The sequence below is a fragment of the Pedobacter sp. UYP1 genome, assembly GCF_040547305.1.
Taxonomy (GTDB): Bacteria; Bacteroidota; Bacteroidia; order Sphingobacteriales; family Sphingobacteriaceae; genus Pedobacter.
Genome location: NZ_JBEPPL010000006.1, coordinates 174157 through 186663 on the forward strand (window position 1 = coordinate 174157; position 12507 = coordinate 186663).

The following is a 12507-nucleotide window of genomic DNA, read 5'->3' on the forward strand; positions in this document are numbered from 1 at the left end:
ATTTACTCAAAGAATTGACGAATTCATTACGTAAAGTCGCTTAGGCTATAACGTTGCTGAAGGATGCTCCATTTGTATTTCCCAGGTTTGTTCTGGAACATTGAATTCGGCACTTCTTAACTGCCTTCTTCTGGTCACTATATCATTTACGTTTACAAAACCATCAAACGGGACGTAGCTGTATTCATCCTGATTTTGTGATAACTCCTCAGAGTTTTGAGTGGGTTGAGGTTGCATGGGTTAATAATAATTTGGCTAGGGAATTTAAATATAAATATAGAATAATTATTAACCAAACACCTAAAGATGAATTAAATAAGTAAAAAATAATTGAAATAAAAAGATATGGCCCCGGGAACCACACCGAGGCCACTATCAACTTAAATCTGACTTTTGAAAAAATTTGGAGATTGTTCTTTCAGGTGAACAGATCTTATGCTTATAAACACCCGTTACAAGTGTATCCTTTCTTTTCTCTGATGGTGATCTTTTAATAGTTTAACTGCCGTTTTAAGTTTTGAAATATCTTTCATCACTATTGTGGCTTGTTTCAGATCTTTTCTCATCAGGTCTTCTTTTTTCAGAAACGCCGACTTATTTCTGATTTCATTTTCGAGTACGGTAATTGCTACTTCCATAATTTGTAAGTAAATACTATCAATAATATAAATGGTGAATTAGACATCACCTGTGTATTTAACGCAGTCCTGCTTTAAATCGCATAATATGCTGCTTTGCTTTTACAGAAAACGACAGCCAGACCTCTTGTTTAATACCAGTTATTTCACATTTCAACATTTAGACCTATTTAAATTATTAAATATGGTAATACAAATATACATAATTAGTTATATCAAATTCAATAGAGTAAGTAATATTTATTTACTTTTGTGCCGGAGAAGCTATAAAATGAAGAAAACCTATTCTGAGGAAAACTATCTGAAAACGATTTATCACATCAGTAAAAGTGAAAACAAGGTCAGTCTTAAGGCCATAGCTGATGCGCTGGAAAACAATCCTGCTTCAGTAATTGATATGCTGAGAAAATTAAAAGAGAAAGAATTAATTACTTATGATAAAACTCAGGGAGCAATTCTAACTGTTGCCGGAGAAACTGTTGCCCTTGATATTATCCGTAAACATAGATTATGGGAAGTCTTTTTAGTAGAAAAACTAAATTATGACTGGCACGAGGTTCATCATATCGCAGAACAGCTGGAGCATATCCATGATGAACAACTGGCAAAAAAATTAGATGATTTTTTAGGGAACCCGGCATTTGATCCGCATGGAGATCCTATTCCTGCTTCCAATGGCAAAATGCCAGTCTATGCAAATAAACGCCTAAGCGAGTTGGAGATTAACCAGGCAGGTAAAGTGGGTAGTGTAAGAGATACCTCCACTCCATTTTTGAAATACCTGAAACAGCTTAACTTAGGGCTGGGTTCGAAAATAGAAGTTGTGGATAAATTAGATTTCGATCAGTCTATGGTGATTGTCATTGATGGCAGTGCCCCAAAAACAGTATCCAGCAAGATGACTGATAATATCCTGCTGATTATTGATTAATAAAAATGATAAATTGATCAGAAGACTTATTAAATGAATCTCCTGATCAATTTAATATTACTTTTTCTCTCTTATTGCTTTAAATTCAGAACCATTTTTCCATTTCGGATAAGTTGTTTCATTACTTAGGCGATAGCCCATATCAAATAATAAACGCGCATCTTCCACCATTCCACTTCTGTCTGTAATCGCGTCAAAGTTATCACCAGGTGCATGGTATCGTGACTTCGTATATTCAGCTACCTGTTTTAATCCCCATGCCCTTCCATGCTGTATGTTATCTACTCCCGAACCTGTAAATAAGGACGGGATCCCCACTTTAGCGAAGTTAAAATGGTCAGAACGGTAATACAAACCAGATGAAGGAACAGGATCTTTTACAATCACCCTGCCTTGTTTCTTCGCAGACACTTCTGCATAGTCTTCTAAATCTGATTGTCCATAACCATAAACAACGATATCCTTTGTTTTCCCGGCAATTCCCATCATATCCATATTGATATCAGCAACCGTCTGGCTAACCGGATAAACCGGATGTTTAGCATAATATTCTGAACCGATCAAACCTTGTTCTTCTCCGGTAAAAGAGACAAATACAATAGAACGTTCAGGTTTGTGTGGTGACTTTTGAAAAGCTGACGCAATTTCCAGTAAAGCTGCCACACCTGTGGCATTATCGACCGCTCCGTTATAAATAGAATCACCATTCACTTTCTCACCAATACCTAAATGATCCCAGTGTGCAGAATAAATGATATTTTCCTTTGGTCTTTTAGTACCAGGAATGATAGCCACTACATTATTTGATATCGATTTTTTAATCGTATTCTTAATCGTCAATGAAGTACTCAATTTCAAATCTACCGCTGTAAAACCTGGCTTACCTGCTGCTTTAAAGATAGCTTCGGACTGTCCACCAAGCTTCAGTAAAGATTTGGCAATATCCATACTGATCCAGCCTTCCACAATAGCTCTTGACATATTGTTATCTTTTTCTTCTGCCTGCAACTTGGATTTTGACCAGCCACTACGCACTACAGACCATGGATAAGCCGCCGGCTCAGTATCATGAATAATCAATATACCCGCCGCTCCCTGACGGGCAGCTTCTTCAAATTTGTAAGTCCAGCGACCATAATAAGTCATGTTTTTTCCTCTGAACTGTGTTGAATCTGCAAATCCAGGATCATTGATCATCACGACTACAGTTTTCCCTTTCACATCCAGGCCTGCATAATCGTTCCATTTATACTCAGGGGCAACAATTCCATAACCTGCAAATACAAGACTTGAATTCGTCAGTTTTACTTCTGGCTGTACCCTTTTGGTCGCGGCAACGAAACCAGTCAGGTAATCTGCCGTCACTTCACCTCCTGCCCCCTTGAATACCATTTTACTTTCAGGAGCAGATTTAATCTCTACCATCGGTACTTCCTGAAAATAACTATCCTCGTTACCAGGTTTAAGTCCCAGCAAACTGAATTGTTCTTTCAGGTAATTGATAGATTTCGTTTCTCCGACAGTGAATGGCTTACGTCCCTGGAACTCATCCGAGGCTAAAACACGAATATGGGTGGCAAAGCTGGAATCATTAATCATTTTAATGGCTACAGAATCTGGAGAGGCTGATGCCTGGCTATTTTCACCTGATTTACAGGCAGCAAAGCAGGAACCGGCAACGGCTAAATAAAGGATAGTTTTCTTCATGCTGACAAATTTTGCTCAATTTATTACAAATAATCAAAATTGCAGCAAGCCATCCTGCATTATTCAGACCAGGGTGAACATAAAATACAGTCACAAAAGTTCTTCCGCTGGAAGTTTGGAATCATATAAGCACATACATCTGCTTTAATATTACCAAAAGTAGTTTCCGTTTTATGTTCAAAACCAGAGAAGAAAGCCGGAATGATTTTCTTTTTGAAGTCTGTTCTTGGAAAGACCGAAATGATCTCCTCTCTATGGGCAGTACTTAATTGTTCATACCCCTCGCCCATCACATCTAAACCAACACCAGAATACATCAAAGCAACTTCTGGCTCTTTGTATTCAGCAATGCCGATAGTGGTATGAAAAGCAATAGTATCCCAGACTAGTTGTAAAGAATCTTCCGGCAAACCATGGCCTTTCAGGAAATCACGTGCTGCATTCGCACCATCTACCTCAAAACGCTTATCCGCACTTGAATATTTTTTAGTCAGGCCCAGATCATGAAAAACAGAGCTCACATATAATAGCTCAGGATCATAGACAAATCTTTCTCTATTTCCTTTTAAAGCAGAGAAAAGAAAAACTCTTAAGGAATGGTTGTAGATAAATTCAGTACCATATTCACGAAGTAATCCGGTAGCCTGAGTTGCAATTTTACTGTCGGGAATCACAATTCCGGCAACAGATTTTGGTTGAATAACTGACATAAATGCTATTTTTTATACCTCCAAAATTAAGGGCTGCATCAACGGTATAAAATGTCAGAATGCGTAGATCACATGCCAAAACCGGTCACTTGTTTCCGGTACCTTTCTGGTGGGAAAGAAGTGTTTTTCTTAAAAAAGTGACTAAACTGGTAAGGATTGGAGAAATTCAGCATTGCAGCTATCTCCTTGATTGATCTGGAGCTGAATTGTAAAAATCGTTTTGCTTCTACAACCAATTGCAGTTGAATAATCTCTTTTGCTCCTTTATCAGCATGTTTCCTGCACAAAGCAGTCAGTTTTCTGTTGGAAATATTGAGTTTATCAGCAAAGAAAGTCACATCATGTGATACCTGGTAATTAGCAGCCAGCAACTCTATAAAATGCTGGTAAATTTTATGATCGTTCTGATCGGTAATCTTCGCCAGCAGCGCATGCAGATTAGCGGCCTTAATCATCAGAATTTTAAGAAAAGCAGCAAGGACATCTCCTTTATTTGTATAATCTGCCGATTCAAATTCCACCAGAATATCATTAAATAACCTGAAAAGATCTGCAGCATCTTCTTTTTGCAGTTGCAAAAATTGATGCGCTGAGGCATCATTGAATAAAGTGGCCTTACAATTATTTGCGCTGACCGGTGTTTTCTCCCAGAAACAATCTCCAAAACAAAGGCTATATGCTGCTAACCCCTGATTAGCCTGAAAAGAATAAACTTGATTTTTAGCCACCAAAATCAGGCTGTTCGCAGCAATGGTAAAATCTTCTCCGTCGATCTCTATTTTGCCTCTTCCCTTTTTAAAAAAAAGGAACTGATTGAAACTAATCTTGTAATCCTGATACAGCTCAAAAGATTCTGCAGGTAAATAAGCAGCCGAAAAAGAATCCGCTAAAGAAATATCAATATCTTTTGTAATTACAGTTGAATTTGTCATCTCTACCCCCTCAAATAAATTTTATCCTTTTAACTGATAAAACGCAATCGCATTTCCTCCAAAAAAAAGCTGTTGTTCTGCGGCAGAAAAAGAACTAAAATACGATTTCACCAATTCCAGCACCGCTTTATAATTTCCTGCAGCTAAACAGACCGGCCAATCTGACCCATACATGATCCTGTCTTTACCAAAAGCATTTACAACTACATCCAGGTAAGGAATAAAGTCTTCTTTTGTCCATGCTTTCAGATCTGCCTCTGTAACCAGGCCAGAAATTTTACAGGAAACATTCTCCTGCAAAGCAACCAATTCTATATCCTTTTTCCAATTCCTGATGTCTTTTTCTTTAATGCCCGGTTTTGCGATATGATCAATTACAAAACGCTGATCTGGAAAACGGGCTACAAATGCTGGAATAAATGGCAACTGATCCTGATGAATCAGAATATCATAAGTGAACCCATAGGGTGCCAATAAAGCAATTCCATCCTGAAAAGATTTTTCAAGACAAAGATCGCGCTGTTTTTCCCCCTGCAAAATATGTCTGAAGCCTTTCAGTTTTTTAAACTGACTATAATATTCAAGACTCGTTTGCAAATCGGCTGCCCGAAAATCAACCCAGCCAACTATTCCCTTGATAAAATCATGCGAAGCAGCTAACTGCAGCAAAAATTCCGTTTCTTCAACCGATTGATCTGCCTGAACAGCGATACATCCGTCTATGTCATTTTCCTGAAGTACACCAGCAAGATGCTCAGGTAAAAAGTCACGACGGATCACAGCCATTTCATCACTGATCCAGTCATGTTTCAGGGTATCATATTTCCAGAAATGCTGGTGTGCATCAATCTTCATCCTTTTCAACTTTAATGCGTAATAATCAAATTTTAATGTGTAATGGTTAAGTTTTCCGGTACAGTGTCGAAATCCCCTGTTACATTGGCCAAATTTTCTGGTACGGTAGTCAAGTTTTCTGGTACAGTAGTCAGACTTTAATGTGCTGTGCTCAACTTGATTTTCTTTACTTTAAGGTTAGTCAGTGCAAAATAGAAAACAACGGCAAAACACGCAGCTGGTACAATATAAGCGGTATGGATATTTGTCATGTCTGATACTTTACCCATAATCACAGGAAATACTGCCCCACCAACAATAGCCATAATAACTAAAGAAGAACCTTCTTTCATTCTGGAACCCAACCCACGGATACTTAATGAAAAGATAGTCGGGAACATAATAGACATAAAAAACTCCACTCCCAATAAGGAGTATACTGCGGTCATACCAGTAGTGGTTACCGCAGCAAAAATCAATGCTATGTTAATCACACTATAAATTGCCAGCAATTTAGAAGGAAAAATATACTGCATTAAGAAAGTTCCTATAAATCTGCCGGCCATAAATCCAAGTAAAGCCCCCGAAAGATACATTGCTGCAGATTTCTCTGCAATGCCGGCTACTTGTGAGGAGAACCTGATAAAAAAGCTTGCCACACACACCTGCGCTCCTACGTAGAAAAACTGGGCAGTTACCCCAAGCATCAAATTTTTCTCCTTCAATAAAGACCCTTCACTAGCTGAATCTCCCTCACGGTCTTCGATTTCGGGCAAGGGGGTTCTGATCAAAAAAACAGCAACCAGTAAAACCACGGCCCCTATAATTAAAAAAGGTATTTTAACAGAAGAAGCTTCATGGTTTAAATAAATATTCAGCTGTTCCGGACTCATGGCAGCTTCTGCTTTTGCATCCAGCGTTTGGCCAGACAGAATAAACATTCCTCCTAAAAATGGCGCCAGCGTAGACGCAAGTCCGTTGAAAGACTGCGCGAAGTTTAAGCGCTGAGTTGCTCCTTTTTCATCTCCCAGTACAGTGATATATGGATTGGCAGCAGTTTCCAGGAAAGCGAGCCCGCTGGCTATAATAAAAAGTGCAATTAAAAAGAAGACATAAGACCTGGTTACTGCTGCGGGATAAAAAAGAAAAGCCCCGGTAGCAAATAGCAATAAGCCCAATACAATCCCCCCTTTATAGCCAAACCTTTTCATGAATTTACCAGCAGGAATAGCCAGCAGGAAATAAGCGATATAAGAAGCTGAGTCTATAAATGCAGATTGTGTATCAGAAAGCTGGCACGCTTTCTTTAAATGAGGAATAAGGATAGGATTTAAATTGAGTGCAAAGCCCCACAAAAAAAACAGGGAGATGATCAGCACTACAGCAAATTGATTCTTTCTCATTCTTATCGTTTTATACGTTTTTAGTTTATATTGGTTAGGCTAAAGAAAGGATGTTTTCACCAAAAAAAGCAATACCTGTTTATCCAGTTATTAAGCTATTTTAACATCTGCATCAATCTGAAGGTAATAGTCTGAATTGATAAAGCTCATTCTGCTGAGTTAGTCCTGTTTCTAAATATAAAAAGAAAAGCCCCGGTATTTAAAATACCAGGGCCAGGAAAAAGCACTAATGAAAATTTTTATTGATTTTTGGAATCAGGGTTGTTCACCAGGTAAGGAAATAAAGATTCCAGTAACTGCACGTAAATATCCATGCCTTCTTTAATCTCTTCCAGGTAAATAAACTCATCTGCTGTATGAGAACGGGCAGATTCCCCAGGCCCCATTTTTACAGAAGGCATATCCAGCCAGCCTTGATCAGAACTTGTTGGAGAAATATAAGCTGCTCTTCCAATGGAAAGTCCGGTTTTAACAATCGGGTGCAGTTGATTGATACAAGAAGGTTTCAATACTCCCGGACGAACCGTAAACTCACAAAAGGTATGGTTCTGGATAATATGTAAAAGCTCTTTTTCAGTATAAGCATCCGTTAACCGGACATCTACGGTGAACTTACACTCTGCAGGCACAATATTATGTTGTATACCAGCATTCACCTCGGTTACGGTCATCTTAACAGGTCCCATCACCCTGGATTCAATAGGAAATACATAAGAAGAAAACCACTGAATATCTTTTAGGGCCCTGTAAATGGCATTATCACCCTCCTCACGTGCCGCATGTCCGGAGCGTCCAAAAGCTGTACAATCCAAAACCATTGAACCTTTCTCTGCAATGGCCATTTGCATATTGGTCGGTTCTCCAACAATCGCAAAAGAAACAGGCAACAGATCATCTAATATGGATTTAAGCCCTTTTTCACCAGAATTCTCTTCTTCGGCCGTTGCCGCTAAACAAATATTAAAAGGCAAATCTCTCCTTTTAAAGAAATGAAGAAAGGTTGCGATCAGTGACACCAATGCCCCGCCTGCATCATTACTTCCCAAACCATAAAGTTTACCATCACAAACCACCGGTTCAAAAGGGTTTTTCGTATAAGCAGCTGTAGGGCGAACCGTATCATGGTGCGAGTTCAGCAAAATGGTAGGCTTGGTATGGTCAAAATGAAGATTATAACACCATATATTATTGTGCTTTCTTAAAGTAAATACATAGTTATCCTGGAGAAATGATTCAATTAAATTTGCAGTCATTTCCTCCTGCCCGCTAAAGGAAGGTGCTGAAATTAATTTTTTTAATAATTCAAAGGATTCCACCTGATATGGAAAGAAAGAATCCTGATCAGTTTGATATTCAAAATCTGTTTTCATAAATACAAAGTTTAATTAGCTTCTGAAAAAATACATGGGAAAATGCCTTAACATTTCGGCAGGAGTAGTATCTGCCTGATCTTTCTCGGGATCGAACAACATCGCCGTACACAAACAGTTACATTTTTTCTTACCCTGTAAAATATCATAGTTGACGCAGCTTTTACAGCCTTCCCAAAAGAATTCATCGTGGGTAATTTCAGCGAAAGTAACTGGTTCAAAACCCAGGGCAGAATTCATTTTCATAATTGCTGCACCTGAGGTAATACTGATAATTTTCGCCTCCGGATACATTCTTCGGGATAGCTTAAACACTCTTTCTTTAATTGCTTTGGCTACCCCCGAGTTCCTGAATGCAGGAGAGACAATCAAACCAGAGTTAGAAACGAATTTATTGTTTTCATAGGATTGAAAATAAGCGAAACCTACCCATTGTCCACTGCTGGTCACCGCAATCACGGCTTTGCCATCACGCATTTTTTGTGCTATAGATTCAGGAGTACGTTTCGCAATTCCTGATCCCCTTACAATTGCTGAGGCTTCGGTCTCTTTAACTATTTCATCGGCATATCTGATATCATTTAATGTGGCAACACGCACAAATATCATTTGATTCTCCATTTTAGTCTAAATTTTTTAGAAACCTAAACCCAAATGATATGCCCGGCCGGACGATTTCAGATAAATACTTTTTAAAGCAATTTAAAGCAGGATTATATTTTTCGGGCTGAAGAAAGCAGTCCCCTTACCCTTCCGAAATGGAAAGGTTCATTTTCATTTTAACAAGGTAAAATCCCGCAGCAGACTATAATTTCCTTAACAATAAACCAAAAGGGATTTTCGGTTCTATCCAGGTAGATTTTGGAGGAAGAACAATACCTTGCTGGGCAATATCCATTAACTGATCTGCATTCATCACTGCCAGTGTAAAAGCAATAGCTGCAGGATTTTCTGCTACAATCTGCTGAATCTCACTCAAAGCATCAGCACCACCTATCGCAATTAACTGTTCATCGGTTTCCGGATTTTCAATATTAAATAAAGGTTCAAATACCTTTTGCTGTAACAGACAAGCATCCGGCATTACATTTTTATCAGCAAGTTTATAAACCATCCGGTACCATTTATCTTCCATAAACAACCCAAATTCACGTGGCACTGAAGGAATTACAGGTTCATTACGCGGTGATTTAGTGACCGAAAAGAGCTTTTTCAAAGATCTGAAAACCTGATCGATATAAACATCATCAGCAGGAATAATAACCCGGTGAGATCCTTTTATACTTAATTGATCGCTGGAAAGATAAAAAGAAGAGATATAATTAAAATTCCTTGTTTCCTGCGAAGTTTTAGATTCAATATTCCTGCATTTAGCGGCTGCAACCAGGCGATGATGCCCATCTGCAAGATAAACATGCTGCAATGCTGAAAAACATAAACTCAGCTCGCGGATTGCCTTTAGATCGTATACACGCCATATTCTGTGAAAAATCTTATTGGAATAATAAACAGAACTGGCTTCGGCCTGCTTAATTTGATTTAACAGTAAACTGATTGGCCGGTTTGGCCGGTACATTAACAGTAAAGGATCTCCTTCCAGCCCTACTTCATTCCGGTAGTTCATTAAACTATAGGAATTACAATTCATCGTAGATTCGTGAGTCTTGATATGTCCGCGGTCAAAATCATCCAGATCAGTTACCGCCCAAACCCCTGTTTGAGTATGGGTACCCTTTGTGATTTCATAAATAAAAATACAAGGATGCTCTTCCTGGTAAAAGTCACCTTTAAGCATCATTTTTTTCAGGTTCGCCAGCAAATGCGCGTTGGTCAGTTCTTTATTTTCAGGATGTCCATTATCCAGCAGCCTGGCAATGAACCCATTGCTTCCCCCATTACTGGGAGAAGCTTTGAGGGTTAACATTTTATCTAAATAAACTTCCTGTGGCCTTAAAGCGACGAAAGGTCTAATTGTTGCCATAGTTCTGTTTCTCGTAATCTTGCATACAAGCTACCAGTGCCTTTACAGAGTCCAGCCTCAACGCATTATAAAGCGAAGCTCTGAAACCTCCGGCTGTCCGGTAGCCTTTGATTCCTACCATTCCTCTTTCTGCGGCAAAAGACAGAAAGTCTTCTTCCTTAGCCTGGTCATGCATTTTAAAACAAACATTGACCCTGGAACGATGTTCCTGATCTGCCATCCCAAAAAACAGCGGATTTCTTTCTATCTCTGCATATAGCAAAGCAGCTTTAGCGATATTTTCTTTTTCAATCTCTGCAACCCCGCCATTAGCTTTTAACCATTGAAGATTTAACATCGCCACATAAATAGAATAAACAGGCGGTGTATTGAACATACTTTGGTTGTCGCGGTAAATGCGGTAATCAGACATCGAAGGAACCGGATGTTCCACCGTATCCAGCAATTCATTTTTCACCAAAACCAAGGTCATTCCCGCAGGGCCCATATTTTTCTGTGCACCGGCATAAACCAGATCAAACTGGCTGATCGGAATTACCCTGCTAAAAATATCTGAAGACATGTCACAGATCAGCGGTATACCTAAATCCGGAAAGCCGAACATTTCTGTGCCCTCAATAGTATTGTTGGACGTACAATGAAAATACGCAGTATCTTTGCTTACAGCTCCGATTTCGGGCACTCTTGAATAACTAGCACCGGCCGAAGAGCCAACAATATCTACTTCACCAAAATACTTTGCTTCTTTAATAGATTTATGTCCGAATAAGCCGGCATCCAGGTAAGCTGCTTTTTGATGTTTCTGTAAGAAATTTTGTGGGATCATCGAGAATTGCGTGCTTGCACCACCTTGTAAAAACAGGACTGCATAATCTTCTGGTACCTCCAGGAGTTCTCTTACCAATTCTTCTGTTTTGCGCATTACTTCTTCAAATTTTGGAGAGCGGTGAGAAACTTCAAGGATAGACAGGCCACTGTTATCCCAGTTTTTTACTGCTTCAGCAGCTTGTTCCAATACGCTGGCAGGAAGGATGCAGGGCCCCGCCCCAAAATTATGTTTAATCTGGATCGTCATCTTTAATTTATATTTGGTTAAGAAACTCATAAAGATGCAATAAAGATTGCCAGATATTGCGCATGAAGCACATTAAAGACAAATAAACTGATTAAAGGCAAATTTTCAGAATAATCAATTGCAAATTGGCAAAACGGCCTTTATACAACAGAATAATGTTTTATATACGATGGATATAGATTTAACAAAATAATAATAAACAAAGAATTGTATATTCAAGAATTAACGGTTGTTTTGTTCCAAATATAAGAATGGGTTAATGGTCACTTATGATTCGCTTTCAGACGATGAATTACTTGCGCTTTTAAAAGATCGCGATCATCATGCCTATGCCGAAATCTACAAAAGATACTGGAGCCTGTTGTACCGCTATTCCCGGAAAATCCTGCAAAATGAAGAAGAAGCCAGGGATGTCATTCAGGACGTCTTTGTGATGGTCTGGTCAAAATCCGGCACGCTGGACTTACACACTTCCTTATCCGCTTTCTTGTACGCATCAGTCAGGAACAGTATGCTTAAATTATTTGAGCGTGGAAAGGTAAAGGAGAAATATATGAATTCGCTGGAAAAATTCATTGATGAAGGCACAAATATTACAGACCACCTGGTGCGTAACCGCGAACTGGCAAATCATATTGAAAAGGAAATTGCAAAACTACCGGCTAAAATGCGGGAAGTCTTTGAATTAAGCCGGAAAGTAAATTTATCCCATAAAGAGATCGCCTTCCGAATGGACATCTCAGATAAAACAGTAAAAAAGCAGATGAACAACGCGATTAAAATTCTGCGTTTAAAATTAGGCACACTCACCGCGCTGCTGCTGTTTTTCCACTTTTAAGAGTTCGCTAAATTATTTTTTCATTTCCTCTACTACCTAGCTTTGAGCAAACGTTCTTAACCCTATATGAGCTGTTAAACCAGCGATA

General features: G+C 38.9%; 13 protein-coding genes. 2 read left to right on the forward strand and 11 right to left on the reverse strand.

Annotation, left to right across the window (positions count from 1 at the left end):
* Positions 1-45: 45 nt before the first annotated feature.
* Together ABIB30_RS14390 and ABIB30_RS14395 are read right to left on the reverse strand one after the other, a co-directional pair.
* Positions 46-237, reverse strand: coding sequence for a hypothetical protein (locus ABIB30_RS14390; RefSeq protein ID WP_354303131.1), 192 nt, complete (start codon positions 235-237; stop codon positions 46-48).
* A gap of 215 nt (positions 238-452) precedes the next feature.
* Complete coding sequence (locus ABIB30_RS14395; RefSeq protein ID WP_068406483.1) at positions 453-638, reverse strand: hypothetical protein; 186 nt, start codon at positions 636-638, stop codon at positions 453-455.
* Between the two features lie 271 nt (positions 639-909).
* On the opposite strand from ABIB30_RS14395, the gene ABIB30_RS14400 reads away from it, so the two are divergent.
* Positions 910-1569, forward strand: a complete 660-nt coding sequence (locus tag ABIB30_RS14400) for a metal-dependent transcriptional regulator (protein WP_354303133.1) — start codon at positions 910-912, stop codon at positions 1567-1569.
* A gap of 57 nt (positions 1570-1626) precedes the next feature.
* Here ABIB30_RS14400 and ABIB30_RS14405 read toward each other — a convergent pair whose 3' ends face one another.
* From ABIB30_RS14405 to serC, 9 genes are all read right to left on the reverse strand, one after another.
* Entirely contained in the window at positions 1627-3276 is a 1650-nt protein-coding gene (locus ABIB30_RS14405) for a M28 family metallopeptidase (protein ID WP_354303135.1), read from the reverse strand.
* 59 nt (positions 3277-3335) lie between these two features.
* Positions 3336-3986, reverse strand: coding sequence for an HD domain-containing protein (locus tag ABIB30_RS14410; protein WP_354303137.1), 651 nt, complete (start codon positions 3984-3986; stop codon positions 3336-3338).
* 68 nt (positions 3987-4054) lie between these two features.
* Positions 4055-4918, reverse strand: coding sequence for an AraC family transcriptional regulator (locus ABIB30_RS14415; RefSeq protein ID WP_354303139.1), 864 nt, complete (start codon positions 4916-4918; stop codon positions 4055-4057).
* A gap of 21 nt (positions 4919-4939) precedes the next feature.
* Positions 4940-5773: an amidohydrolase family protein gene (locus ABIB30_RS14420; RefSeq protein ID WP_354303141.1), complete on the reverse strand. Its 834-nt coding sequence runs from the start codon at positions 5771-5773 to the stop codon at positions 4940-4942.
* 137 nt (positions 5774-5910) lie between these two features.
* Positions 5911-7155, reverse strand: coding sequence for an L-fucose:H+ symporter permease (gene fucP, locus ABIB30_RS14425; protein WP_354303143.1), 1245 nt, complete (start codon positions 7153-7155; stop codon positions 5911-5913).
* Positions 7156-7394: 239 nt separating this feature from the next.
* Complete coding sequence (locus ABIB30_RS14430; protein WP_354303145.1) at positions 7395-8525, reverse strand: M20 family metallo-hydrolase; 1131 nt, start codon at positions 8523-8525, stop codon at positions 7395-7397.
* Positions 8526-8540: 15 nt separating this feature from the next.
* Complete coding sequence (locus tag ABIB30_RS14435; RefSeq protein WP_354303147.1) at positions 8541-9146, reverse strand: GNAT family N-acetyltransferase; 606 nt, start codon at positions 9144-9146, stop codon at positions 8541-8543.
* 184 nt (positions 9147-9330) lie between these two features.
* A complete protein-coding gene (locus ABIB30_RS14440) occupies positions 9331-10506 on the reverse strand; it encodes a DUF1015 family protein (RefSeq protein ID WP_354303149.1) in 1176 nt (391 codons plus the stop codon).
* Positions 10493-11611 (reverse strand): 3-phosphoserine/phosphohydroxythreonine transaminase, encoded by a 1119-nt coding sequence (gene serC / locus ABIB30_RS14445; protein ID WP_354303151.1) that lies wholly within the window; start codon positions 11609-11611, stop codon positions 10493-10495. The genes ABIB30_RS14440 and serC overlap by 14 nt, the downstream gene beginning before the upstream one ends.
* 229 nt (positions 11612-11840) lie before the next feature.
* On the opposite strand from serC, the gene ABIB30_RS14450 reads away from it, so the two are divergent.
* Positions 11841-12419 (forward strand): RNA polymerase sigma factor, encoded by a 579-nt coding sequence (locus ABIB30_RS14450; RefSeq protein WP_354303153.1) that lies wholly within the window; start codon positions 11841-11843, stop codon positions 12417-12419.
* Positions 12420-12507: the final 88 nt, after the last annotated feature.

Coding starts and splice junctions, on each gene's coding strand:
- ABIB30_RS14440 (WP_354303149.1), bottom strand. CDS start 10,506: ATGGCAACAATTAGACCTTTCGTCGCTTTAAGGCCACAGGAAGTTTAT.
- fucP (WP_354303143.1), bottom strand. CDS start 7,155: ATGAGAAAGAATCAATTTGCTGTAGTGCTGATCATCTCCCTGTTTTTT.
- ABIB30_RS14410 (WP_354303137.1), bottom strand. CDS start 3,986: ATGTCAGTTATTCAACCAAAATCTGTTGCCGGAATTGTGATTCCCGAC.
- ABIB30_RS14415 (WP_354303139.1), bottom strand. CDS start 4,918: ATGACAAATTCAACTGTAATTACAAAAGATATTGATATTTCTTTAGCG.
- ABIB30_RS14405 (WP_354303135.1), bottom strand. CDS start 3,276: ATGAAGAAAACTATCCTTTATTTAGCCGTTGCCGGTTCCTGCTTTGCT.
- ABIB30_RS14435 (WP_354303147.1), bottom strand. CDS start 9,146: ATGGAGAATCAAATGATATTTGTGCGTGTTGCCACATTAAATGATATC.
- ABIB30_RS14450 (WP_354303153.1), top strand. CDS start 11,841: ATGGTCACTTATGATTCGCTTTCAGACGATGAATTACTTGCGCTTTTA.
- ABIB30_RS14420 (WP_354303141.1), bottom strand. CDS start 5,773: ATGAAGATTGATGCACACCAGCATTTCTGGAAATATGATACCCTGAAA.
- ABIB30_RS14390 (WP_354303131.1), bottom strand. CDS start 237: ATGCAACCTCAACCCACTCAAAACTCTGAGGAGTTATCACAAAATCAG.
- ABIB30_RS14400 (WP_354303133.1), top strand. CDS start 910: ATGAAGAAAACCTATTCTGAGGAAAACTATCTGAAAACGATTTATCAC.
- serC (WP_354303151.1), bottom strand. CDS start 11,611: ATGAGTTTCTTAACCAAATATAAATTAAAGATGACGATCCAGATTAAA.
- ABIB30_RS14430 (WP_354303145.1), bottom strand. CDS start 8,525: ATGAAAACAGATTTTGAATATCAAACTGATCAGGATTCTTTCTTTCCA.
- ABIB30_RS14395 (WP_068406483.1), bottom strand. CDS start 638: ATGGAAGTAGCAATTACCGTACTCGAAAATGAAATCAGAAATAAGTCG.